Consider the following 22,898-nt stretch of genomic DNA (forward strand, 5'->3'; position numbering starts at 1 on the left):
GTATGCGTAAGGAAAAGAATAAGGCAAGATGGGATAAACATCCTGTGAATTTCTGTTTATATTTAACGAGAGGGAGGAACGTTTATGGCATGGATTGTAGACCAACAATCGACTCAGAAGGAATTAGCTGATCGGTTTAAAGAACAGATGCTTACCGATAACATTTTACAAATACCTGGTGCGCATGATGCAATGGCAGCATTAATCGCAAAGGATGCAGGATTTTCCGTTTTATATTTATCAGGTGGAGCTTACACAGCAAGCAGAGGATTACCTGATCTCGGAATTGTTACATCAACAGAAGTGGCAGAACGTGCAAGAGACCTTGTCAGGGCAACAAATTTACCCGTCTTAGTTGATATCGATACAGGCTTTGGCGGTGTGTTAAATGTTGCTCGAACTGCTCGCGAAATGGTAGAAGCGAATGTTGCCGCAGTGCAAATTGAAGATCAACAGTTACCGAAGAAATGCGGTCATTTAAATGGAAAGCAGCTTGTAACGACGGAAGAAATGGTACAAAAAATCAAAGCTATTAAAGAAGTAGCACCTTCGTTAATCATTGTAGCAAGAACAGATGCAAGAGCAGTAGAGGGAATAGATGCTGCTGTAGAGCGTTCCCAGAGTTATATACAAGCTGGTGCAGATGCAATATTCCCAGAGGCATTACAAACCGATGAAGAATTTCGTCTTTTTGCGAAAAAATTAGACGTTCCATTACTTGCAAACATGACAGAGTTTGGTAAAACTCCATTTATTACAGCAGAGGAGTTTCAAAACATGGGCTTTCGGATGGTAATCTACCCAGTTACATCTTTAAGAGTAGCAGCGAAAGCATATGAACGAATCTTTAACTTAATTAAAGAGCAAGGCTCCCAAGCAGATGGTGTGTTTAATATGCAAACGAGAAAAGAGCTCTATAAAACCATTTCCTACGATGATTTCGAAGAATTGGATAATACAATTTCGAAGACGGTATTAGAGGATTAGATTTTGTTGGCACAAAAGGTGTGGAATCAATTTGGATTCCATGCCTTTTTGATTTGCTAGCTATCATTGAATTCATTATGAAACGTTCAACTATTTTGTTTTTTAGATACATTGGACGGTTTGGCTAATAAATATGGAATATTATTACTAAATGCATAATCAATAAATGTCGAATAATAATTTATTAATATTTTTAGCAAGGTATAGTATATTTTCTGTGATTTAGATGAAAGGGATTGGACAGATTGTAACATAACCAACTAATAATTTTTACAATGTGATTAATGCAATCGCTTACAACAAAAACTATAATTATAAATATTCTATTAATTAGAACAAAATGAAAGGAGGAAAGACCAGAAAGTGTATCGCAAGTATAAAGACCTTTGATCTGGGCTGGTTCTAAGAAGGTATAGAAAACCTTGATCCAAAAGAACGAAGGAGTGTAAATAATGACAACGAATAATTATAATGAACTTCCTACCAACCTTCCGGTACCACTTGATGATGGTGCATGTAATGATTTAAAAGGTAAAAAGATACCATCAGTTGAATTAACCTCTACAACTGGTCACATTGTAGACCTATCAGAAATTAGGGGGAAACTTGTTTTATATTTTTATCCAATGACAGGTAATCCACGGGAAAGTCTCCCAAATGGATGGGATCAAATCCCAGGGGCAAGAGGGTGTACACCACAAGCTTGTTCCTTTCGAGATCACTATAAGGAATTACAAGAACTTAATACACAAGTATTTGGTGTAAGTACGCAGAGTTCAGAATATCAAAAGGAAGCAGTTGAACGGCTTCATTTACCTTTCGAACTATTAAGTGATTCAAAATTGACCTTATCAAATTCTCTAAACCTGCCACTATTTAAGGTGGATTCTATGTCACTTAATAAAAGAGTTACAATTATCATTCAAGATGGAACAATTGAAAAAGTATTTTATCCTGTTTTTCCTCCAGATAAAAATATAGACGAAGTAATAGAATATCTATCTAATTGAAGAAAAGTAATTATACGGTAACGTTGTAGGATGATAGAACAATGAACAATATGCTGTTTTGTACTTCTGGCACCCTTCACCTAGTTAGATCTTAATTAAATTTCAATCCAAGGAGGTACTACTATGAAAGCTACATTTAAACTTCCAAAAACAAAAAAAGGTTGGTTTGGTGTAAGTCTAATAGCTATTATTATTCTGTTAGGAGGCTGGCCAATTATAAATATATTTAATCAAGAAATTATTGTATTTGGGCTACCTTTAATTATGGTCTGGTCTATTTTGATTATCTTCTTAACAACTTTCTCCATGGCGTTCATTAATAAGATTGGAGGGGTAGATTGATGATTGAATACATACCCTTCATAATAACCGTTGCTTATATATTCATAGCTGTTATTTTGGGTTTTTTTGCTGGAAAAGGGAAAAACATGGATAACGTGGAAGAGTGGGGGGTTGGCAGCAGGAGTATGGGCCCAATCATGATGTACCTATTAATCGGGGCAGGTGGAGTAAGTGCTTATACGTTTATGGGTTCTCCTGGGTGGGCATATTCAAAGGGAGTCCCTGCGCTATATGTTGTCGTTTATTTAACGTATATGGCAATACTTGCTTGGTATTTTGGGCCGAAAGTTTGGGAATTAGGTAAAAAATACAATCATGTCACCCAATCCACTGCCATATCCGATCGTTATGAAAGTAAAGTATTAGGTGGTATAGCATCTATTGTTACTTCAATTGGTGTCTTAGCATATGCAGTAATTCAAACAACTGGTGCAGCTTATATTTTAAATGTCATGAGTTATGGATTAATTCCTACTTGGGTTGGTGTCTTTTTATCACTAGGTGCAATTTCAATCTATCTATATAAAAGTGGGCTTAAAGCAATCGGTGTAACAAACGCATTTCAAGGGGCGTTAATGTTGTTCGTGTCCTTCTTTGTTGGATTATGGGCAACCAAGCAATTCACTGGTGGTTATTCATTTGCACCAATTTTTGAGCGTGTAAAAGAGGATATTCCACAGTTTCTAACACTTCCTGGGGCGTTGGGTGATATGAATGCTACTTTTTGGACAACATCGATTTTAATATCTTTCTTTTCCATTTGGCAAACACATTGGATCCAGTGGATGGGAGCTGATTCAAAAAAATCTATCAGAAGATCTGCAACTTTACTACCGACATTTTATGTTGTACTAGTTCCAATGATCGTTGTAGGCTTTATTGGGGTCTTCATGTATCCTAATATCGGCACACCAGATCAAGTTGCTATTCAACTTGCAGTTGATACAATGCCTGCAGTTGTAGCCGGTCTATTAGGTGCTGGAACGCTTGCTGCTGCAATGTCCTCTAGTGAACCTTGTGTTCATGCAACTGCACTTAGTTATAGTAAAGATGTATTGCAACCCCTTTTTAAATGGAATGAGGAAACAACAGGGAAATGGACAAGACGATTAATTTTCCCAATTATGGCATTTATTATTGCGCCAATTTCTATTCTGGAACCTGCAAGTCTAGTATATATTCTACTAATTGGATATGGATTTATTGCACAGGCATTCCCAGCAATTATTGGTATTTTTCTATGGCCAAGAGCGACCAAACACGGTGCTTTCTGGGGGATATTAGCAGGTTTCATTATAACTGTTATCTTTTCATTTGTAATTCCTCATCCATTAGATATACATGCTGGTATTTGGGGATTAGCTGCAAACACTGTAATCTTTGTTGTTGCTTCATTTATGACTCAACCCGTATCTAAAGAGACAATTGAACGTTTCTTTCCTGACATGGTTGATGAACTCTACGAGGATGAAGCATCACCATCATTACGTGTTGAAATAAAATAAATACTACAGGAGGGTCTTTACATGGAAAAGCAATATCTTTTTATTAACGGGGAAATTATTACAGTAAACGAGAGAGATCAAATAGCTGAAGCGATTGCTATAAAGGAGAATAAAATTATTGCAGCTGGCTCGAATGACACAATATTACAATTAAAAGATGATGACAGTGAGATTATCGATTTAAAGGGAAAAACACTTATTCCTGGACTTATAGATTCTCATTTGCATATATCTATGTACGGAACAAACAGCTTATCGATTTCGTGTAAAAGCGATAGTATTCAAACAATTGATGACCTGCTGAGGGAAATCAAAGCAAAGGTTAGTAAAACACCACAGGGTCAATGGATTAGAGCGTGGGGATATAATGAGCAAACAATTGCGGACAAACGTTTTCCAACGAAGGAAGAACTAGATGCTATTACGACTGAGCATCCTATCATGATTACAAGGACATGTGGTCATATTTCAGTTGTTAATAGCCAAGCACTTCAGATTGCGGAGTTTGATAAAAACACACCAGACCCTGATGGGGGAAAGTTTGATCGCAAAGCCGATGGTGAACTTACTGGACTATTACTTGAAAATGCACATATGAAGATGTTTTCGATTGCATCCTTTTCAGAGGAAGAACTATCGATTGCACATAAAGTCGCTTCTGAACATTTTGCAGAAAAAGGAATTACATCCATTCACGATGCTACTGGATATGGTCTGGATAATCTCAGATCTCTGCAAGCTGATAGTAAAAACGGACTGATAAAACAAAGAGTTTATGCTATGGTTGGTGCTCTAAATGATGCCCAAGAGGTTGTTAAGCATATGGTTGATGCTGGAATTTATACTGGGTTAGGAGATGACAAGTTCCGAATTGGGCCTGTGAAGCTTTTCCTTGACGGTAGCAGCAGTGGGCCAACCGTTTGGACTCGAGAAGGCTACACAAGTGATTCAAAAAATTATGGAATACAATATTTCTCGCAAGAAGAAGTAGACGATTTATTTATACCTGCTCACGAAAAAGGATGGCAAATTACTGCCCATGCGCAAGGGGATGCTGCAATCGATTTGCTCTTAAAAACGATTGAAAAAGCAAATGCATTACATCCACGAGAAAATACGAGACATCGGATTGAACATGCAGGAATTGCAACACCTGACTTAATTGAACGAATGAGAAAACAAAATGTTGTACCAATTCCTAATCCAGCTTTTCTATTTGAATATGGTGATGGTTATGTAAAAAATTATGGTGAAAGAGCCAATTCGATGTACCCAATGGGTGATTATCAAAAGGCAGAAATTCCTGCAGCAATCGCTTCTGATTGTCCAGTAACGGACTTTAATCCAATGCGTGGTATCCATGCTGCTATGACCCGGAAATCAAACTCAGGTCAAGTGATCGGGGAAGATAAAACAGTGTCTCTACTCCAAGCAATTCGTATGTATACATTAAACGGTGCCTACGCATCATTTGAGGAAGACACTAAAGGAAGTATTGAAACTGGTAAACTTGCTGATTTAGTATTACTCGATCGTTCGATTTTAAATGCAGATATTGATGACATACCAGATGTCCAAGTAGAATGGACGATGATTGACGGAGATATCGTATATAGAAATTCTAAGGTTGGCGCCCAAGCATGAGTAGATTGCTGCCAAATGTAGATACCGTTCTTACTCTATCAGGAACATCATATGAAATAGGATTTAAACATGGCAGCCTTGCAAAAGAGCAGGTGCACAGCAGCTTACAAACGTATGAAAAGCTCTTTAAAGAAACATCTGGAATCTCCTGGAAGGAAGCATGCAATAAAGCACTATTACATGTTTCCGCAATTGAAAAATATAATGCAAATTACATGAAGGAGATGGAAGGATTAGCTAAAGGAGCAGCAGTACAATTTGAAGATATACTTGCACTGAACGCTAGAAGTGAGATTGCATTAAGCAACGCACCAGATGGTTGTACTTCCTTTGCATTAACGAAACCGAAAACATCTAAAACATGGTTAGCACAAAACTGGGATTGGAAAGGTGCACAAATAGACTCTTTAGTTCACCTTGAAATTCAGCAGGACACTTTGCCAACAGTACAGATGATTACAGAGGCTGGTATTATTGGAAAAATCGGCTGCAACAGTGCAGATGTTGGTGTATGTCTCAATGCATTAGTAACCAATACATGGCAGCCTAAAGTTCCTATTCATTTAGGGCTAAGAGCTATTTTAGAATCGGAATCATTTGAAGAAGCTATCTCTAAAGTTGATCGTAATCAAATGGCATCTCCTGCACACTTTTTAATCGCATCGAAGCCGGGAGATGCAGCAAGCTTGGAAGTATCACCAATTCATACTGCAAGAATTGAGGCAACTAATGGGACGCTTGTCCATACCAATCACCTCTGTTCAACGGAAATGAGAGACTTCATCAGGGAAGAGGTAGTACCAAACTCTTACAGTCGATTTGATACAATTCGTAACCAAGTAAAAGATTTAAAAGAAAAAGCTTTAGAAGCCGAAGATCTATTTCACTTCCTATCCAATCATGATAATTATCCGAATTCTATTTGTAGTCATGTTACGAACGATACAGACGAAGAATCTACCCTAACCGGGATGGAAACCGTGTTTAGTATCGTTATGAATTTAACAGATAATAAGTTATCCTGGATAAAAGGGAAACCATGTAATCGTATTAAATAATATGAAGGAGGATGCATAATCGATCTTCTGGTTATGCATCTTTATTGTTACTTTTTATTTATTAAAAGGTTAAGCTGCAAATAATACAGTGATCTGTACAATTTGTATGAAAATATGGAAATTATTAGACACATTGTAAAATGCAAATCAAATGAATCTCTTGTAGGATAGGAATAACAATAGATTTGTACTGATTTTTTAATGAAAGCACTTTATATAATGAAGATTAATTCTAACCATGTACAACCATCAAATCAGAGCGGGTTTAAAGGGGAGAAATTTTATGGGAAAAGTGATGAACTGGGATGAATGGGCTGATCTTGATGCCATCGGTCTTGCTGAATTAGTAAAGAATGGACAAATTTCTTCGCAAGAGGTGGCCAAGCAGGTTACCGTTGCTATCAAAGCCTTAAATCCCGAAATTAACGCTGTTATTGAAGTTTTTGATGATGCGATTAATGAACCTATGAAAGATGGAACAAATCCGGATGGGGTATTCGCGGGAGTACCTTTTTTAATGAAAGATTTAGGCCCCACTGTCAAAGGGCGTCTGCAAGAGATGGGCTCTCTTTTTATGCAAGGAAATCGTTCTCAAGCTGACAGCTTCCTGACCGAGCAGATCCGTAAAGCAGGTCTTAATATTATAGGTAGAACGACAACACCTGAGTTTGGGCTCTGCAGTTCAGCAGAGAATCCAGAAGTCTACGTAACACGAAATCCTTGGAATCTTGAATATACGACCTGTGGTTCTTCTGCTGGCACGGCAGCTTCGGTTGCTGCTGGTATCGTTCCACTCTCACATGCGACTGATGGTGGTGGCTCGATTCGAATACCTGCTGGTGTAAACGGAAATATTGGTTTAAAGCCATCTCGTGGGGTCTTTTCGGTAGGACCTGCTGGTTCGGATTTAATGGGAGTTGTCTCTGCTCAAGGATGCATTTCACGTACGATTCGTGATACTGCTGCGTTTGTAGATAATTGCAGGGGTGGGGCACCTGGCGAGTTTATGCCTTATTGGATGCCGAAAGAACCGTACTCTGAGCTTATTCATCGGGATCCAGAGAAGTTGCGTATCGCGGTTTCGCATGAGTGGGGAGATTATCGGGCTACACCGGAAATTGTTGCTGAATTGGAGCGGACAGCACGTTTTCTTGAGAAACTCGGTCATCACGTCGAGTGGGTTATTCCTGATATTGATTTCCATACTGCTTACGAAGCGCAGACTTCATGCTATATCATGAATTTTTCACAAGTGATTGCAGAGTTGTTGGAGCAAAAAAACTTAGAACGGCCACCTGTCAAACTGATTGAATCAATGTGTATTAAAGTATGGGAAGAAGGGCGTATTGCTTCCTATACGGACCGCGCGAAAATGCAAGCTGCCTTTAATCAAACCTCCCGTAGTCTAGGCAGCTTTTTTGAAGCTTGGGATATCATTCTAACTCCAACAATGGCATTACCTACACCGAAAATTGGAACGAAGGAATATTTGACTACTAGTGATAACCCATCTGTGTACGATTGGTTTGAGAATCTATGGAGCATATTTGCTTATACTTCGATTGCTAACCTTTGTGGGCTTCCGGGTATTTCGTTACCGATGGCTAAGCTTAAAAACGGGCTTCCATTAGGAATTCACGCCCTTGCACGTCAAGGAAATGATGGATTGCTTCTGCAACTAGGAGCACAGATTGAACGAGCGTTGGATGGGAAATGGAATCAGGGTCAGCGTCCTGCAGTCCACGTAACGTCTATATAACGAGTAAATAGGAGAGCAATTATTTTAAAAATAAGCGTGATACCTTCTGCAAATTAAGATGATGTGTGATAGGTACCACACTTATTTTTTTGAGTTTTCCTTTATTTTCTTTCGGTTTTAGAATTCCGTATTATTTAGCATTTTATAGGCGCTGACTGCCAATTCAATCGCCTGTCTTTTAGTTGGTTCCATAAAGTCATCACCAAGTAACTCTTCTATTTTTTCCAAACGGTGATAAAGCGTTTGCCGTACAATATAAAGCCGGTCAGAAGTCTCTTTTTTGGATCCCATGGTATCGAGAAATATAGAAAGGGTTAAAAGCAGGTTACCCTTTATTTTTTCCTCATATTCTAATAAAGGACCTAAATACTCTGATACATAAGCTTTTAATTCATTTTGGTTAAGCTTTGATAAAAGACGATAAACCCCTATCTCTTGATAGAATAGCGTATCCAAGAGTTTCTTTTTCTGAATAAAAAGTACTTCGTTTGCTTCATGACAGCATGCAGCTATTTTTTTATAATCTTTTTGAAGACTGCTTATCCCAATGCCATAATGATCTCCGTGAAAAATATGATTCTCATGAATGTTGCGAATTTCCTTTGCTAGAATAGTAAAACTGTCGATATCTCTTATTGTATTACTCTTCTTATAGAAAGAGGCGATTACTGCAATTTTATTTTTGGTAACAGACATAGCTGGGAAGAAGCCATTTTTCTTTAATAATGATCTTAGAATGATAGACTGTTGTAGCTTTATCTCTTCCCAATCTTCTTCTTTCAAGTTTTCTTCAATGGAATTATTTTCAATAAGAATCAGTCTGTAATAACAATTATTAGCAGGAGCAGGCAGGAATTTATGTGCTATTGATGATTCAAATTCCTCGCCGTGCAGTAATTTTTGAACAATTTCCTCTTCTTGGTTTTGCTTTCTTTCTTCAATCGTTCGATTTCGAAGCAGGATTTGCGCAATGGCTAATGAAGCACGATCCATCACGGAAAATGAAAACTCATCCAAATCATTTGATTTCTTTTGTAAACAGAGATTTCCCCATGAATGACCAAGTCCTTTAATTGGAAAAGTAGTGTAATATTCATTATCCAATAGATGATCTCTATATGGTTCCAATTTTATAGAATTATTCATTATCAAGTTCATAAATTCAGTACGCTCTTTAAGTTTAAGCGGGTAGTAAAATGCTTTTTTATCATCGGTTATGAGTAAAGCAGTAGCATGAAATAGATCGTACAGTTTTTTTAGGATTTTTAAAATACCGTTTGGTTCTAAAGATAATTCATTAAATTGATTCGAGAGAACATGTAGGTGGTTGAGCATTTGATGATGTCTATTGATAATAATCGTATGTAAATCCTGGGTGATATCTACAAATTTAACAATTTGTGAAAAAGCTATGATGGGAAAATGGTGTTTGTTAGCGAATGCTATAATTTCTGGTGCTATTGCTTTCACATGTGTTCCAAGTTCAATGCAAATTCCAGCGACATCTTTTTCAATTAGTTTATTTAGCTTAGGTATTCCTGCTGGTGAGTCAAATTCGATGTTAGATCCTGTAGTAAGAATTAATTCTCCTCCATTTATAAATGAATCAAACGCTTCCATCTCTAAAATATGTGACCATTTTATTTCCCGATCTTTTCCCTTTTCCCCAGCAATTAATTTCGCATTTTTAAATATGTCTCTGCCTAATATATCATTTATAGTTACTTTCCAATTTTCCATGGACTGCCCTCCAAATTGTAAAATAAAAAAATGATTTATTTTACTTTATGTAAAATGCTTTTTTAAAATAAACGATATAAAATAATTATGTAATAGAAAGAAAGTTGTGTCAAACTTAATAATTAAGAATTCTGTAAAAGGAAACTAAATACAACATGATGAGCAAAATGGACATTTCGTTAAAAGGAAAATCTAAACATGGAAGGAGAAGGTAAAATGGAAACGCTTCAAAAACAAACATTAGTTGAAAAAGATCGTCAAAATGTGTGGCATCATATTTCACCCTATAGTAAAGAAAATGCGCCAATGATTGTAGAGGAAGGGAAAGGTTCTTGGATTACAGATCATGAAGGAAACAGGTACCTTGATGGAATGTCTGGATTATGGTGTGTCAATGTTGGCTATGGACGCGAGGAATTAGCTAAAGCTGCTTATGAACAGGTTAAAAAAATGGCATACACTCCAATGACACAAAGCCATCTTCCAGCGATTCAGTTAGCAGAGAAAATAAATGAATTGCTTGACGATGATTATATGATCTTTTATTCCAACAGCGGTTCAGATGCGAATGAGGTAGCATTTAAGATCGCTCGTCAATATCATCAACAGAATGGCGATACAAACCGCTACAAAATTCTTTCTCGTTATCGTGCTTATCATGGAAGCTCGATGGGAGCTTTATCTGCAACAGGCCAGGCATTAAGGAAATATAAATATGAACCGCTGACTTCTGGGTTTTTACATGTTGCACCACCGGATAACTACCGGAAACCAGAAGGAGTATCAATTGAGGAATATAATTTACAAAAAGCGAAAGAAATAGAAGAAACAATTATTTGGGAACAAAAGGAAACGATTGCCGCGGTTATTATGGAACCATTAATTACTGGCGGCGGTGTATTAATACCACATTCTGTATACGTGGAAGAGGTTGAGAGAATTTGTAAGCGCCATGGTGTTCTTCTTATCATTGATGAAGTAATTTGCGGGTTTGGAAGAACGGGTAAATCTTTCGGACATAAACATTTTAATATTAAGCCAGATATGATAACGATGGCAAAAGGCTTAACGAGTGCCTATTTACCACTATCGGTAACAGCAGTTCGAAAGGATATTTACGAAGCATTTAAAAGCAATGAAGAGAATAGCCATTTTCGTCATGTGAATACATTTGGTGGAAATCCAGCTGCTTGTGCAGTAGCATTAAAAAATATTGAAATTATGGAGAGAGAAAATTTAGTTGACCGATCTGTAGAATTAGGAGAACGTTTGCTAAATGGATTAGATGAATTGAAAGCTTATGATTATGTTGGGGATATACGTGGGTTAGGTTTAGTCGCTGGAATCGAAATTGTTGAAGATAAGCTGACGAAGGAACCAGGCTCAAAGGAACGTGTAGGAAAGCTGATTGCGGATTGTAAAGACAGGGGATTGATAATTGGTAAGAATGGAGATACAGTTGCGGGTTATAACAATATTTTGACGCTAAGCCCTCCATTATCATCTACAGATGAAGATATTGATTTTATTATTTCTGTTTTACGAAAAGTTTTTAGTGAGAATGCTGATAACTAACAAAATGCATAACCAGGGAAATTAACAGTTAAGTGTTCGGAAAAATCAGTAGGTGCAGATTAGTCAACCTATTGGGATAAAAATGCTAGACTAGAAGAAATCTATATTTCTAAAAGATGAAGCTAGGAGGATTTCAATTGACACAAACAGCAGTAAAAGAAGTTAAAAACTATATCGGTGGAAAATGGGTAGAAGCGAATACAGATAAAACGGAAGCCGTGTACAATCCAGCAACAGGTGAGGTGATTGCAAACGTACCTGTCTCAACAAAAGAGGATGTTGATCATGCAGTACAGGTAGCCGCTGAGGCGTTCCAATCATGGAAAGAAGTAGCGGTCCCAAAACGTGCCCGTATTTTATTTAAATATCAGCAGTTGCTCGTAGACAATTGGGAAGAATTAGCGAAAATCATTACGATTGAAAATGGAAAAAGTTACGCGGAAGCATATGGTGAAGTGCAACGTGGAATTGAGAATGTAGAGTTTGCTGCAGGTGCCCCGTCCTTAATGATGGGAGAACAGCTTCCATCGATTGCAACAGAATTAGAGTCTGGTGTATACCGCTATCCAATCGGTGTTATTGGTGGGATTACGCCATTTAACTTTCCAATGATGGTGCCTTGCTGGATGTTCCCGATGGCAATCGCAACTGGAAATACGTTTGTTTTAAAGCCATCTGAACGTACCCCGCTTTTAGCAAATCGTTTAGCAGAGTTACTAGAGGAAGCAGGTTTACCAGAAGGTGTGTTTAATATTGTGCATGGAGCACATGATGTCGTTAATGGTTTACTGGATCATAAAAAAGTAGCAGCAATCTCTTTTGTTGGATCGCAGCCTGTGGCAGAATATGTATACAAACGCGGAACGGATAACCTGAAGCGCGTGCAAGCTTTAGCTGGGGCTAAAAACCATTCGATCGTTCTGGCAGATGCTAACTTAGATAATGCAACAACACAAATCATGAATGCAGCATTTGGTTCCGCTGGTGAACGTTGTATGGCAGCATCAGTCGTTGCGGTTGAAGATTCCGTTGCGGATGAATTTATTTCTCTGTTAACGCAAAAAGCCAATGAAATCGAAATTGGCAATGGGCTAGATGATGGTGTATTCCTAGGACCAGTGATTCGAGAGCAACATAAAGAGCGAACACTGAACTATATTGAAACAGGAGAACAAGAAGGAGCAAAACTTGTGCGTGATGGTCGAAATGATGAAGCAGTTCAGCAAAAAGGCTACTTTGTTGGACCAACAATTTTCGATAACGTAACCTCAGAAATGAAAATCTGGCAGGATGAAATCTTCGCACCAGTATTATCAATCGCGCGTGTGAAGGATTTGGATGATGCAATTGATTTATCCAATCAATCCCGTTTTGCGAACGGTGCTTGTATTTTCACCAAGGATGGTGGAAGTGTTCGTCGGTTCCGAGAGACAATTGATGCAGGTATGCTTGGTGTCAATATCGGAGTACCTGCACCAATGGCATTCTTCCCATTCTCTGGATGGAAAGATTCGTTTTATGGCGACCTTCATGCGAACGGAAAAGATGGATTGCATTTTTATACGAGGAAGAAAGTTATTACGACGAAGTGGGTTTAACACCTAGGTAACATATAACGGAGCTTATCAGAATTGTTAATGGTAAGCTCTGTTAAGTTTTGAAGTAAAGTTCAAGGAATAGCGAAGGAAGGATAAAATAAATTTAATCTGTTTGGGGGATCGGTTACAGAAAATATTCGATCTGGCCCCCGTATAATTAGCTTGACATAAGTAAAATATAAATTTTTCTAATGTCAAAAAAAAGGAAGAAAATTCTTCGAAATTGTAGGGCAGTTGTTAAGATTAAATTATTAAAATTAATTAATGGAATATTCGCTATTTTAGAAATGGATGAAAGATACCCTCTAGTAAATTCACGTCATACTAATTAAATTTTTGGCATCACACTTTTCTCGATCTTCTCTTACACCACTAGTGAATTTATATAATTATTTCCAGCAATATAAGCAAATAAGCTTTAATGAAGAAGATTGCTATAGTTAAAATGGTGATTTGCTAATAGGTTACCGCATAAGTATATAGAGATTGTTCAAAAAGTCCGGTAAAAATGACACATCGAGAACAGAGGATCTTCGACTAACTACCGAGACATCCTGTGTCGAACGTCGAAGTCACCACAACACGCGAGAAGCTCGTTGGCCTGCTTTTCCGTTCCTCACGTACCAAAAGATTTAATGAACTTCTGTTAAAACCGTCCACGTCCTGTGGAAGCCCGGTACGGGGAGCAACGCCGCCTCGAACTTCGATGCACAGGATGTGCTAGTGTCGGCGTCGCAAAAGGACGTTGCAATCTTAGACGACCTCGGTCCTTTTTATCCTCCTTTTTGAACATGAATATATAGTAATCTTCTATTTCATTTTTAAAAAGAGTTATAAAGGGAGGTTTATCATTGAGTGATTTATTAAAAAATCTTATATCAGGTGAGGTGCTTGCAGCAAACTTTGAGGAATCTAAAACAAGTTTTAACTCCGAGGAAGCACTGGATGAAGCGAATCGGTGTTTATATTGTTATGACGCACCTTGTATCACAGCATGCCCAACAGGGATTGATATACCGGGGTTCATTAAAAAGATTGCTTCTGGGAACTTGAAGGGGTCTGCAACAACGATTATGAATTCAAATCCTGTCGGGGCTAGTTGTGCACGAGTTTGTCCTACAGAAGAACTTTGTGAAGGTGCCTGTGTACTAAATCAATCTACCAAACCTATTCCAATTGGGGATTTGCAACGATTTGCTACAGATTGGGCAATTAAGAATGAAGAAGTATTATTTAAGGCAGGTGAAAAGAATGGAAAAACGGTTGCTATTGTCGGCAGTGGACCTGCTGGCTTATCAACGGCACGTGAATTGGCTCGATTAGGTTATGCAGTAACTATATTTGAAGCCAAAAGTGAAGCTGGTGGGTTAGATACATTTGGGATTGTTCCTTTCCGTCTACCGAAAGATATTTCACTTTGGGAAGTGGAACAAGTGGAAAATTTAGGAGTGGAAATTCGAACGAATACCGAAATCGGCAAGGATATTCTTGCGGATGATCTTGTAGAACAATATGATGCGATAGTACTAGCTATTGGAATGTCCAAAGTTCCAATGCTCGGAATTGAAGGCGAGGAACTAGAAGGAATATACGACGCTATTGACTTGGTAGAAAGAACGAAAAATGGTGACTATGCAGAGGAGTTTATTGGAAAATGTGTTGCTGTTATCGGTGCAGGGAATACCGCTGTTGATGGTGCGACAACGTCTGTGAGACTTGGTGCTGACAATGTGAAAATTCTTTACCGTAGAACGGAAGCTGAAATGACTGCTTATGATTTTGAATATGAGTTTGCCAAACAGGATGGTGTGGAATTTAGATGGTTGACCAATCCAAAACGTCTTATCAGTGATGAAAATGGGCATGTAAAACAAATGGAATGCGTGAAGATGGAGTTACATGAAGCTGAAGGAGATGGACGCCCTCGACCAGTGGAAAAAGAAGGATCCGAATTCTTGATGGATGTAGATATCGTTGTCAAAGCCATTGGTCAAACAAGACATATGAAAATGATTGAGGCTTTTGGTTTGAATCATAATGGCGGAGTTGTAAAAGTTGACCCAGAAACTTTTATCACATCTAATCCAAAAGTGTATGCTGCAGGAGATATGATTTTTGGCAAAGGGCTTGGAGAAGCAATGGTCGTAACTGCTGCTCAACAAGGAAAAGATACGGCATTAGCAATTCACGAACGCTTTAAAGAATCTGTAACAGATATGCATAATAGAGTTAATTAAATATAAGGAGGATGTAAATGGCTGATATAAGTATTAATTTTGCTGGAATCAAATCACCTAATCCGTACTGGCTGGCATCTGCACCCCCGACGAATACCGGATATCAAGTACAGCGTGCTTTTGAAGCAGGATGGGGAGGGGCTGTATGGAAAACATTAGGAGAACCAGTATTAAATGTCACCTCTCGATTTGGTGCCTCTCATTTTAACGGACAGCGAGTTGCTGGTTTTAACAATATAGAATTAATCTCAGATCGACCACTAGATGTTAATTTGAAAGAAATCTATGAAACGAAGAAACTTTTTCCTGAACGTGTCATTATCGCTTCCTTGATGGTAGAGCCTAAGCGTGAAAAATGGCATGAGATTGTAAAAAGAGTTCAGGACGTCGGAGTTGATGGGTTTGAGCTAAATCTTGGCTGTCCACATGGCATGTCTGAAAGAGGAATGGGTTCAGCTATTGGTCAGCATCCAGATTTAGTAGAAATGACGACAATGTATGCCAAGGAAGCTGCTGAGGTTCCAGTTATCACGAAACTGACTCCAAACATTACAGATATAACAGCAACAGCAAAAGCTGCTGCTCGAGGTGGGGCAGACGCCATCAGTTTAATTAACACGATTAATAGTTTAATAGGTGTAGATTTGGATACATGGAACACGCTTCCAAATGTGAATGGAAAAGGGGCACACGGTGGTTATTGCGGACCAGCAGTGAAACCAATTGCATTAAATATGGTTGGAGAGTGCGCAAGAAATCCGGAAGTGAATATCCCGATATCGGGAATTGGTGGAATTTCTACGTGGCAAGATACCGTGGAATTTATGCTGATGGGTGCTGGTGGTGTACAAGTATGTACAGCAGCGATGCATCACGGATTCCGGATTATTGATGATTTAACAGAGGGCTTGGAAAATTATCTGGATGAAAAGGGAATTGATTCCCTAAGTGACATAATAGGAAAATCTGTTGAAAAGTATACGGACTGGAGTAACCTGGATTTAAATCATAAGGTGGTTGCCCGTATAAATAATGATGTCTGCATTAATTGTAATAAATGTCATATAGCCTGTGAAGATACATCCCATCAATGTATTGATATGCTTACAGATGAAAATGGAAATGATATTCTGAGGGTAAGAGAAGATGATTGTGTTGGCTGTAATCTATGCTCCATCGTTTGTCCGGTGGACGGTGCGATTGACATGATTGATTTAATTCCAACTGAAGCCCCGATGTCCTGGAATGACCGTCAAGCAGCAATTGAGATACTGGAAAGACGCTAATTACTGTCGATAGAATTTTATATGAGGGAGGAATCATAGATGAAAAAAATTATTAAAAATGGAACGATTGTCACAGCAACAGACACGTATCAAGCGGACGTATTAATTGAAGATGAAAAAGTAAAAGCGATTGGTCAGGATTTAAGTGATGTCTATGCAGAAGTTATTGATGCAACAGGACTTTATGTTTTCCCTGGAGGCATTGATCCGCATACTCATATGGAGATGCCGTTTGGTGGAACTGTAACAAAAGATGATTTTGAAAGCGGAACCATTGCAGCTGCATACGGTGGAACAACGACGGTTATAGACTTCTGTTTAACAGAAAAAGGAAAACCGCTGAAAAGTGCTTTGGAAAAATGGCATGCTAAATCAGAAGGCAGAGCAGTGATTGACTATGGATTTCATTTACAAATCGTAGAAGCAAATGAAAATGTCTTACAGGAGATACCTTCTATAATTGAAGAAGGAGTGACTTCCTTTAAAGTATTTATGGCTTACAAAAATGTTTTACAAGCAGATGATGAAACACTTTTCCAAACCCTAATTACTGCAAAAGACCATGGTGGATTAGTTATGGTACATGCAGAAAATGGGGATGTTATCGAACACTTGACACAAGAAGCGTTAAAAGCAGGCAATACAGATCCAATCTATCACGCCTTAACTCGCCCACCAGAACTGGAAGGTGAAGCAACAGGCCGTGCTGCGAAGTTAACGGCATTAGCTAATTCTCAATTATATGTAGTGCACGTCACTTGTAAAGAAGCAGTGGAACAAATTGCTGAAGCTAGAAGCAAAGGATTCTCTGTTTACGGAGAAACTTGCCCCCAATATTTAGTACTTGATCAAACCTATCTGGAAAAAGCTAATTTTGAAGGTGCAAAATATGTATGGTCTCCGCCATTACGCGATAAATCTAACCAGGAAGTATTGTGGAATGCCTTGAAAAGTGGAGAACTGCAAACAATTGGTTCCGACCATTGTTCCTTCGACTTTGATGGACAAAAGGATTTAGGAAAAGGTGACTTTACTAAGATTCCAAATGGTGGGCCATTTGTCGAAGATCGTTTTAGCGTTCTATTCTCTGAAGGCGTGAAAAAAGGACGCATTTCTATTAATCAATTTGTTGACATGGTCTCAACGCAGGCTGCCAAATTGTTTGGGTTATTCCCGCAAAAAGGAACGATTGCGCCTGGGACAGATGCTGACATCGTCCTATTCGATCCAAATGTGGAACGTACGATTTCCGTTGATACACATCATTCGGCCGTTGATTATAGCGCCTTGGAAGGGATGAGGGTAATTGGTCAGCCCGTAACAGTTCTATCTCGCGGAGAATATGTCATCAAGGACAAGGAATTAATAGCCAAACCAGGGACAGGGAAGTTCTTAAAACGAGCCAAATTTAATTCTGTGCAAATGAATGAAGAAGAAAAAGTTAAAAGCATTTAAATGAACTTCATGAAATCTCCTGTAGCTGCTTGATGAATAAATAATGAAGCAGCTTTTCAGTTTTAATTTACAAAAAAATGAAGAGGAGGGTGGATTGTATTCAGGAAAGGGATATCGCTCTTACTTAAAGTCCCTGGATAGGATTTAGAAAATGCTATCTTAGCAGCAAAAAATAGAATGATTAGATTAGGGGGATCACATTGTCAAGCTATCAAGCGTTTTTACAAGAAAAACAGCTAATTGATGAGTTTGTTAATAACGGTTATAAAATCACTGCGATTACAGGGAGTTTGGACGGTGATAAGGTGGAGTTCCGAAAAGAGGGCTTAATCAAAATGAAGTCCATTCTGCTTTTGAATGCTGATAGTAGAAAGTATGTAACGACACTACTAATTAAAAGACAACTTCAAAAACAATAAAACCAGGAGGAGTTACGGTGGAGAAACAAAAAGTATTAATTAATGGAGAAAGATTAAAACAAACGGTGGAAGAATTTGCAGACTATGGAAGAACAGATAATAACGGTGTCACTCGTTTAGCATTATCCGAAATTGATATAAAAGTAAGGGATCATTTTAAATCTGTCTGTGAAGCGTTAGGGATGACGGTAAAATGGGATGATATGGGTAATATGTATGCGACGCTAGAAGGAGTGGAAAATGACAAGCCCCCAATTGTTATCGGATCGCATTTGGACTCCGTAGAAAAAGGGGGAAGATTTGACGGTGTACTAGGTGTTTTAACTGGCCTTGAGGTAGTAAGAGTATTGGTCGAAAATAATATCAAGCCACAGATTCCAATCGTGGTAGCTAATATCACCAATGAAGAAGGTGCTAGATTCGAACCTTCGCTGATGGCTTCAGGGGTCTTATCAGGAAGGTTCGATAAAGATGAGATGTTGAGGTCGACCGATAAAAATGGCATCACATTTGCCGAATCTTTACATGCAAGTGGTTATAAAGGAAATAAAGAAAACCGCCTGACAGATGCAAAGGCTTTTTTGGAACTGCATATTGAACAAGGTCCTGTTTTAGAAAGTGAATTCATCAATATCGGAGTAGTAGAATGTGTGGTAGGCATGTGCTGCTATGAAATTGAAGTAGTTGGAGATTCTGACCATGCGGGTACTACTCCAATGCAAATGAGAAAAGATGCCTTATTTGCAACCAATTCCTTAATCAATGAAATACGAGAGCAAATGAGTAAATTGGACAGTGATCTTGTTTATACCATAGGCCGGATGAATGTTAGTCCGAATATCCATACAGTGATTCCAAATAAAGTCGTTTTCACACTTGAAGCTCGTCATAAAGAAGCGGCTACAATCAGTCAAGTTGAGGACATTATTCAAGGATTAACGGAATCGGACACAAAAGAAAAATGTGAAGTAAAGGTAACGAAACTCTGGGACCGTGATACAGTGTGGTTTAATGAAAAACTTGTAGACGCTTTAGAGGAATCATGCAGGTCCCTAGACTACTCGTATAAACGCATACCAAGCGGTGCGGGACATGACGCGCAATTCATTGCGACATTTCTACCTGCTGCTATGGTCTTTGTGCCAAGCGTTAATGGAAAAAGCCACGCCGAAGATGAACTAACATCCTGGGAAGATTGTGAACGAGGGGTAAATGTCGTTTTACAGACAGTTTTGGATTTATCCAGCATTTAAAGCAATATTAAAAGCATACCTGCTTGATATCAAATCTAAAAGAGACAGGGTTCCGGTCACTTGGCCGATAGTAATTTGGAAAATTTCCTTAATAACGAATAACAAAAAGTTAGCGCTTCGTGAACCTGGCTGTTTCGGGGCCTGAATTATCCACAGTACTAAAATTTTATAGTTTTCTAAGCCATGAAAAAGATGAGTAGAATGACTGTTTCTTACTCATCTTTTTCATGGACATAACATTAATTTAAATCCCAACGATTCGAACCCACCCCTATCGAAAAATAATCATCAATTTTTATCCCATAACATATAATCAATTGAATATAACCGAAGTTCTAATCTATCCTCTCGCCAGCCAACTTTCATAGTATATCCATCGCATCAATCCGCTAGTTCTCCCAATGACATTACACCTTAATAAAATAAATAATGGGTTTACTGATTTTCAATAGAAATAGAATTTTTTTCAAAAGGGGGCAATAAGATGAAGAGAAAACAGCTTTGGTTTATCTGTATCCTGTTTATTGCAATCGGGCTTTTAGTTGGTTGTACTGGTGAAAAAAATGGGGAAGCTGGTAAAACGGAAGAAGGTAACGAAGATAATCGTACACTAACAATTGCACTCGGTACAGACATGGTATCGTTTGATGTGCATAATCACAATAATACCTCAACAGAAGCTATTCATATTAATATGTTTAATTATTTGGTAAAACGAAATAACGAAACAGGAGAAATGGAGCCGGATTTAGCGGAAAGCTATGAAAATATCGATGACTTAACATGGGAATTTAAATTGAAGGATGGGGTGACGTTTCATAATGGTGACGCCTTAACTTCAGCTGATGTCAAGTATTCGCTGGAACGTGTAGCAACTGATACGACACTGCTTGACCATGCGAACTATAAAACAATTAAAGAGGTTGAAGTTATCGATGACACTACATTTCGTATTCATACACATGAACCAGATCCTGCCCTGTTAAATCGAATTTCAAGAATTGGCTCAAGTATTTTACCTGCAAATTATATTGAAGAAAATGGCTTCGATCATTTTCTTGCAAATCCAATAGGGACTGGGCCGTTTGAGTTTGTCGAATGGGTTCGGGATGACCGGATTGTGCTGAAAACATATGGGGATTATTTTGATGAGAAAAATGAAGAATGGGATGAAATTGTTTATCGGATTATTCCAGAAAATTCAACACGGGTTTCCGAATTACTGACAGGTGGGGTCGATATGGCTGTCAATATTCCACCTAGTGATTGGGTGCGAGTAAATGAAAATGAAGGGACCTATTTAACACAAGGAATTTCCAATCGAACATTAATGATTTTCTTAAGGTCGACGGAAGGTTATCCAACAGAAGACAGGAGAGTGCGTGAAGCGCTAGATTTAGCAATCGACAATCAAGCAATTGTAGACAATATACTAGGAGGTGCTGGTACACCAACGATAACTCGTGTTGGTCCGGGCGATGTTGGTCATGCAGAACATTTATATAATACGTATAATTATGATCCGGAAAGAGCAAAGGAATTATTAGCTGAAGCCGGGTTTAAAGATGGATTTGAAATGACACTTCATTCACCTAGAGGACGTTACTTGCAGGATGCGGAAATTGCAGAGATGGTAGCTGGAATGTTAGCAGAAATAGGAGTAACAATAAATATCGAATTTATGGAGTGGAGTAATTATCTTGAACTGCGAAACGCTGGAGAAAACAAAGACGCTTATTTATTAGGGCTTGGTAATTCGATGTTTGATGCCGCAAATGCACTTGATTATTACCGGTATGATCGTTTTATCGGACAGCTTGATTATCGAAATGATGAAGTAGAGGAATTGCTAGCAGCAGCTGAACAAAATATGGATGCAGAGGAGAGAAATGAGCAATATATAAAAATTCAAGAACTGCTTGCTGAAGATGTCGCACACCTTGTCTTGCACCAAGAGTCAATAAATATAGGGGTGGTTGATCACATTGATTATAAGCCAACGATGGATGAGATGATTTATATCGATTCGATTACTAGAAAGTAGCACTTGCTAAGGGTGGGGAATGTCTCCACTCTTCCTTTCCATACCTAACAGGAAGGTGGCGACAGATGATGCATTACATCGTAAGGAGAATGCTGCAAATTATTCCGGTCTTACTAATCATTTCATTTATTGTTTTTACACTCGTTTTTATTGCTGGTGACCCTGTTGCGCTCATGCTTCCAGAGGATGCTGCATTGGAAGAAATTGAACAGTTGCGAGAATCGCTTGGACTAAATGAACCCTTTTATATACAGTATGGAAACTATGTTTTTCGTATGATTCAAGGGGATTTTGGAGAATCTTTTCGCTATGGACAAGATGCGTTATCTGTCGTTTTAGAACGGCTTCCGGCTACGTTTGAGTTAGCGATTGCAGCGATTGTGATTGCAATTATGATAGCTATACCATTTGGAATCTGGTCCGCGACAAAACAAAATTCAAGTATTGATTTAATTGCTACTGGTGCTGCAGTTGTTGGAAAAGCGATGCCGAATTTTTGGCTTGGTATTATGCTGATTTTATTGTTCTCGGTAACATTAGGTGTATTACCGGTATCGGGAAGAGGGAGTATTGCTCACCTGATTCTTCCTGCTATCACATTAGGAACAGGGATTGCTGCTGAAATGACAAGGCTGATACGTTCAAGCATGCTCGAAATATTAAATCAGGATTATATACGGACTGCCAAAAGCAAAGGAATTAAATCGGTGCACGTGATTTATAAACATGCTTTTCGTAACGCGCTTATTCCTTTTGTAACGATAACCGCACTACAAACATCAACACTGATTGGCGGAGCCCTAATCACCGAAACGGTATTCGCATGGCCGGGAATAGGACAATTACTAATACAGGCAGTCAATACGCGTGACATGGCGATTGTTCAGGCATGTGTCATGATTATTGCAGCGATTGTCATACTGATGAATCTGTTAGCTGATATCATTTACCGCATCCTTGACCCTCGTATTAAATTGAATTAGGAG

Annotated in this window: 17 protein-coding genes; 16 read left to right on the forward strand and 1 reads right to left on the reverse strand. The window is 38.4% G+C overall.

Features of this window, described 5'->3' with window-relative positions:
* Positions 1-84 precede the first annotated feature (84 nt).
* From prpB to NYE61_RS19500, 7 genes are all read left to right on the forward strand, one after another.
* Complete coding sequence (gene prpB / locus NYE61_RS19470; protein WP_118889799.1) at positions 85-987, forward strand: methylisocitrate lyase; 903 nt, start codon at positions 85-87, stop codon at positions 985-987.
* Between the two features lie 452 nt (positions 988-1,439).
* Positions 1,440-1,997, forward strand: a complete 558-nt coding sequence (locus NYE61_RS19475; RefSeq protein ID WP_303447529.1) for a peroxiredoxin — start codon at positions 1,440-1,442, stop codon at positions 1,995-1,997.
* 123 nt (positions 1,998-2,120) lie between these two features.
* The gene (locus NYE61_RS19480) at positions 2,121-2,339 is read left to right on the forward strand and encodes a hypothetical protein (RefSeq protein WP_095310970.1); all 219 of its coding nucleotides are present in this window, start codon (positions 2,121-2,123) and stop codon (positions 2,337-2,339) included.
* The gene (locus NYE61_RS19485; RefSeq protein WP_303447530.1) at positions 2,339-3,844 is read left to right on the forward strand and encodes a sodium:solute symporter family protein; all 1,506 of its coding nucleotides are present in this window, start codon (positions 2,339-2,341) and stop codon (positions 3,842-3,844) included. Before NYE61_RS19480 ends, NYE61_RS19485 begins: the two co-directional genes overlap by 1 nt.
* Positions 3,845-3,865: 21 nt before the next feature.
* Positions 3,866-5,488 carry an amidohydrolase gene (locus NYE61_RS19490; protein ID WP_303447531.1) on the forward strand — a complete coding sequence of 541 codons (1,623 nt, stop codon included), beginning with the start codon at positions 3,866-3,868 and terminating at the stop codon, positions 5,486-5,488.
* Positions 5,485-6,546, forward strand: coding sequence for a C45 family peptidase (locus NYE61_RS19495; protein ID WP_303447532.1), 1,062 nt, complete (start codon positions 5,485-5,487; stop codon positions 6,544-6,546). The genes NYE61_RS19490 and NYE61_RS19495 overlap by 4 nt, the downstream gene beginning before the upstream one ends.
* A gap of 283 nt (positions 6,547-6,829) precedes the next feature.
* On the forward strand, positions 6,830-8,305 hold the full coding sequence (locus NYE61_RS19500) for an amidase (RefSeq protein WP_095310964.1): 1,476 nt from the start codon (positions 6,830-6,832) through the stop codon (positions 8,303-8,305).
* 117 nt (positions 8,306-8,422) lie between these two features.
* Here NYE61_RS19500 and NYE61_RS19505 read toward each other — a convergent pair whose 3' ends face one another.
* On the reverse strand, positions 8,423-10,045 hold the full coding sequence (locus NYE61_RS19505; protein WP_303447533.1) for a PucR family transcriptional regulator: 1,623 nt from the start codon (positions 10,043-10,045) through the stop codon (positions 8,423-8,425).
* Between the two features lie 216 nt (positions 10,046-10,261).
* Here NYE61_RS19505 and NYE61_RS19510 point away from each other — a divergent pair, with 216 nt between their 5' ends.
* From NYE61_RS19510 to NYE61_RS19550, 9 genes are all read left to right on the forward strand, one after another.
* Positions 10,262-11,620, forward strand: coding sequence for an aspartate aminotransferase family protein (locus tag NYE61_RS19510; RefSeq protein WP_303447534.1), 1,359 nt, complete (start codon positions 10,262-10,264; stop codon positions 11,618-11,620).
* Between the two features lie 137 nt (positions 11,621-11,757).
* Complete coding sequence (locus NYE61_RS19515; protein ID WP_095310960.1) at positions 11,758-13,218, forward strand: CoA-acylating methylmalonate-semialdehyde dehydrogenase; 1,461 nt, start codon at positions 11,758-11,760, stop codon at positions 13,216-13,218.
* Positions 13,219-14,093: 875 nt separating this feature from the next.
* Positions 14,094-15,455 (forward strand): NAD(P)-dependent oxidoreductase, encoded by a 1,362-nt coding sequence (locus NYE61_RS19520; RefSeq protein ID WP_251659416.1) that lies wholly within the window; start codon positions 14,094-14,096, stop codon positions 15,453-15,455.
* 17 nt (positions 15,456-15,472) lie between these two features.
* Positions 15,473-16,741, forward strand: coding sequence for an NAD-dependent dihydropyrimidine dehydrogenase subunit PreA (gene preA / locus NYE61_RS19525; protein WP_095310956.1), 1,269 nt, complete (start codon positions 15,473-15,475; stop codon positions 16,739-16,741).
* Positions 16,742-16,780: 39 nt separating this feature from the next.
* Positions 16,781-18,196, forward strand: coding sequence for a dihydropyrimidinase (gene hydA, locus NYE61_RS19530; protein ID WP_095310954.1), 1,416 nt, complete (start codon positions 16,781-16,783; stop codon positions 18,194-18,196).
* 200 nt (positions 18,197-18,396) lie between these two features.
* Positions 18,397-18,615, forward strand: coding sequence for a hypothetical protein (locus NYE61_RS19535; RefSeq protein ID WP_095310952.1), 219 nt, complete (start codon positions 18,397-18,399; stop codon positions 18,613-18,615).
* 17 nt (positions 18,616-18,632) lie between these two features.
* A complete protein-coding gene (locus tag NYE61_RS19540) occupies positions 18,633-19,868 on the forward strand; it encodes a Zn-dependent hydrolase (RefSeq protein WP_303447535.1) in 1,236 nt (411 codons plus the stop codon).
* A gap of 484 nt (positions 19,869-20,352) precedes the next feature.
* On the forward strand, positions 20,353-21,912 hold the full coding sequence (locus NYE61_RS19545) for an ABC transporter substrate-binding protein (RefSeq protein WP_118889790.1): 1,560 nt from the start codon (positions 20,353-20,355) through the stop codon (positions 21,910-21,912).
* 65 nt (positions 21,913-21,977) lie between these two features.
* Positions 21,978-22,895, forward strand: a complete 918-nt coding sequence (locus NYE61_RS19550) for an ABC transporter permease (RefSeq protein ID WP_118889789.1) — start codon at positions 21,978-21,980, stop codon at positions 22,893-22,895.
* Positions 22,896-22,898 lie beyond the last annotated feature (3 nt).

It is taken from the genome of Oceanobacillus sp. FSL W7-1304, assembly GCF_037969805.1.
GTDB classification, from domain to species: Bacteria; Bacillota; Bacilli; order Bacillales; family Amphibacillaceae; genus Oceanobacillus; species Oceanobacillus profundus.

Bases quoted from the DNA above. Each gene is read 5' to 3' on its own strand.
- prpB (WP_118889799.1), top strand. From the start codon at position 85: ATGGCATGGATTGTAGACCAACAATCGACTCAGAAGGAATTAGCTGAT.
- NYE61_RS19475 (WP_303447529.1), top strand. From the start codon at position 1,440: ATGACAACGAATAATTATAATGAACTTCCTACCAACCTTCCGGTACCA.
- NYE61_RS19480 (WP_095310970.1), top strand. From the start codon at position 2,121: ATGAAAGCTACATTTAAACTTCCAAAAACAAAAAAAGGTTGGTTTGGT.
- NYE61_RS19485 (WP_303447530.1), top strand. From the start codon at position 2,339: ATGATTGAATACATACCCTTCATAATAACCGTTGCTTATATATTCATA.
- NYE61_RS19490 (WP_303447531.1), top strand. From the start codon at position 3,866: ATGGAAAAGCAATATCTTTTTATTAACGGGGAAATTATTACAGTAAAC.
- NYE61_RS19495 (WP_303447532.1), top strand. From the start codon at position 5,485: ATGAGTAGATTGCTGCCAAATGTAGATACCGTTCTTACTCTATCAGGA.
- NYE61_RS19500 (WP_095310964.1), top strand. From the start codon at position 6,830: ATGGGAAAAGTGATGAACTGGGATGAATGGGCTGATCTTGATGCCATC.
- NYE61_RS19505 (WP_303447533.1), bottom strand. From the start codon at position 10,045: ATGGAAAATTGGAAAGTAACTATAAATGATATATTAGGCAGAGACATA.
- NYE61_RS19510 (WP_303447534.1), top strand. From the start codon at position 10,262: ATGGAAACGCTTCAAAAACAAACATTAGTTGAAAAAGATCGTCAAAAT.
- preA (WP_095310956.1), top strand. From the start codon at position 15,473: ATGGCTGATATAAGTATTAATTTTGCTGGAATCAAATCACCTAATCCG.
- hydA (WP_095310954.1), top strand. From the start codon at position 16,781: ATGAAAAAAATTATTAAAAATGGAACGATTGTCACAGCAACAGACACG.
- NYE61_RS19545 (WP_118889790.1), top strand. From the start codon at position 20,353: ATGAAGAGAAAACAGCTTTGGTTTATCTGTATCCTGTTTATTGCAATC.
- NYE61_RS19550 (WP_118889789.1), top strand. From the start codon at position 21,978: ATGATGCATTACATCGTAAGGAGAATGCTGCAAATTATTCCGGTCTTA.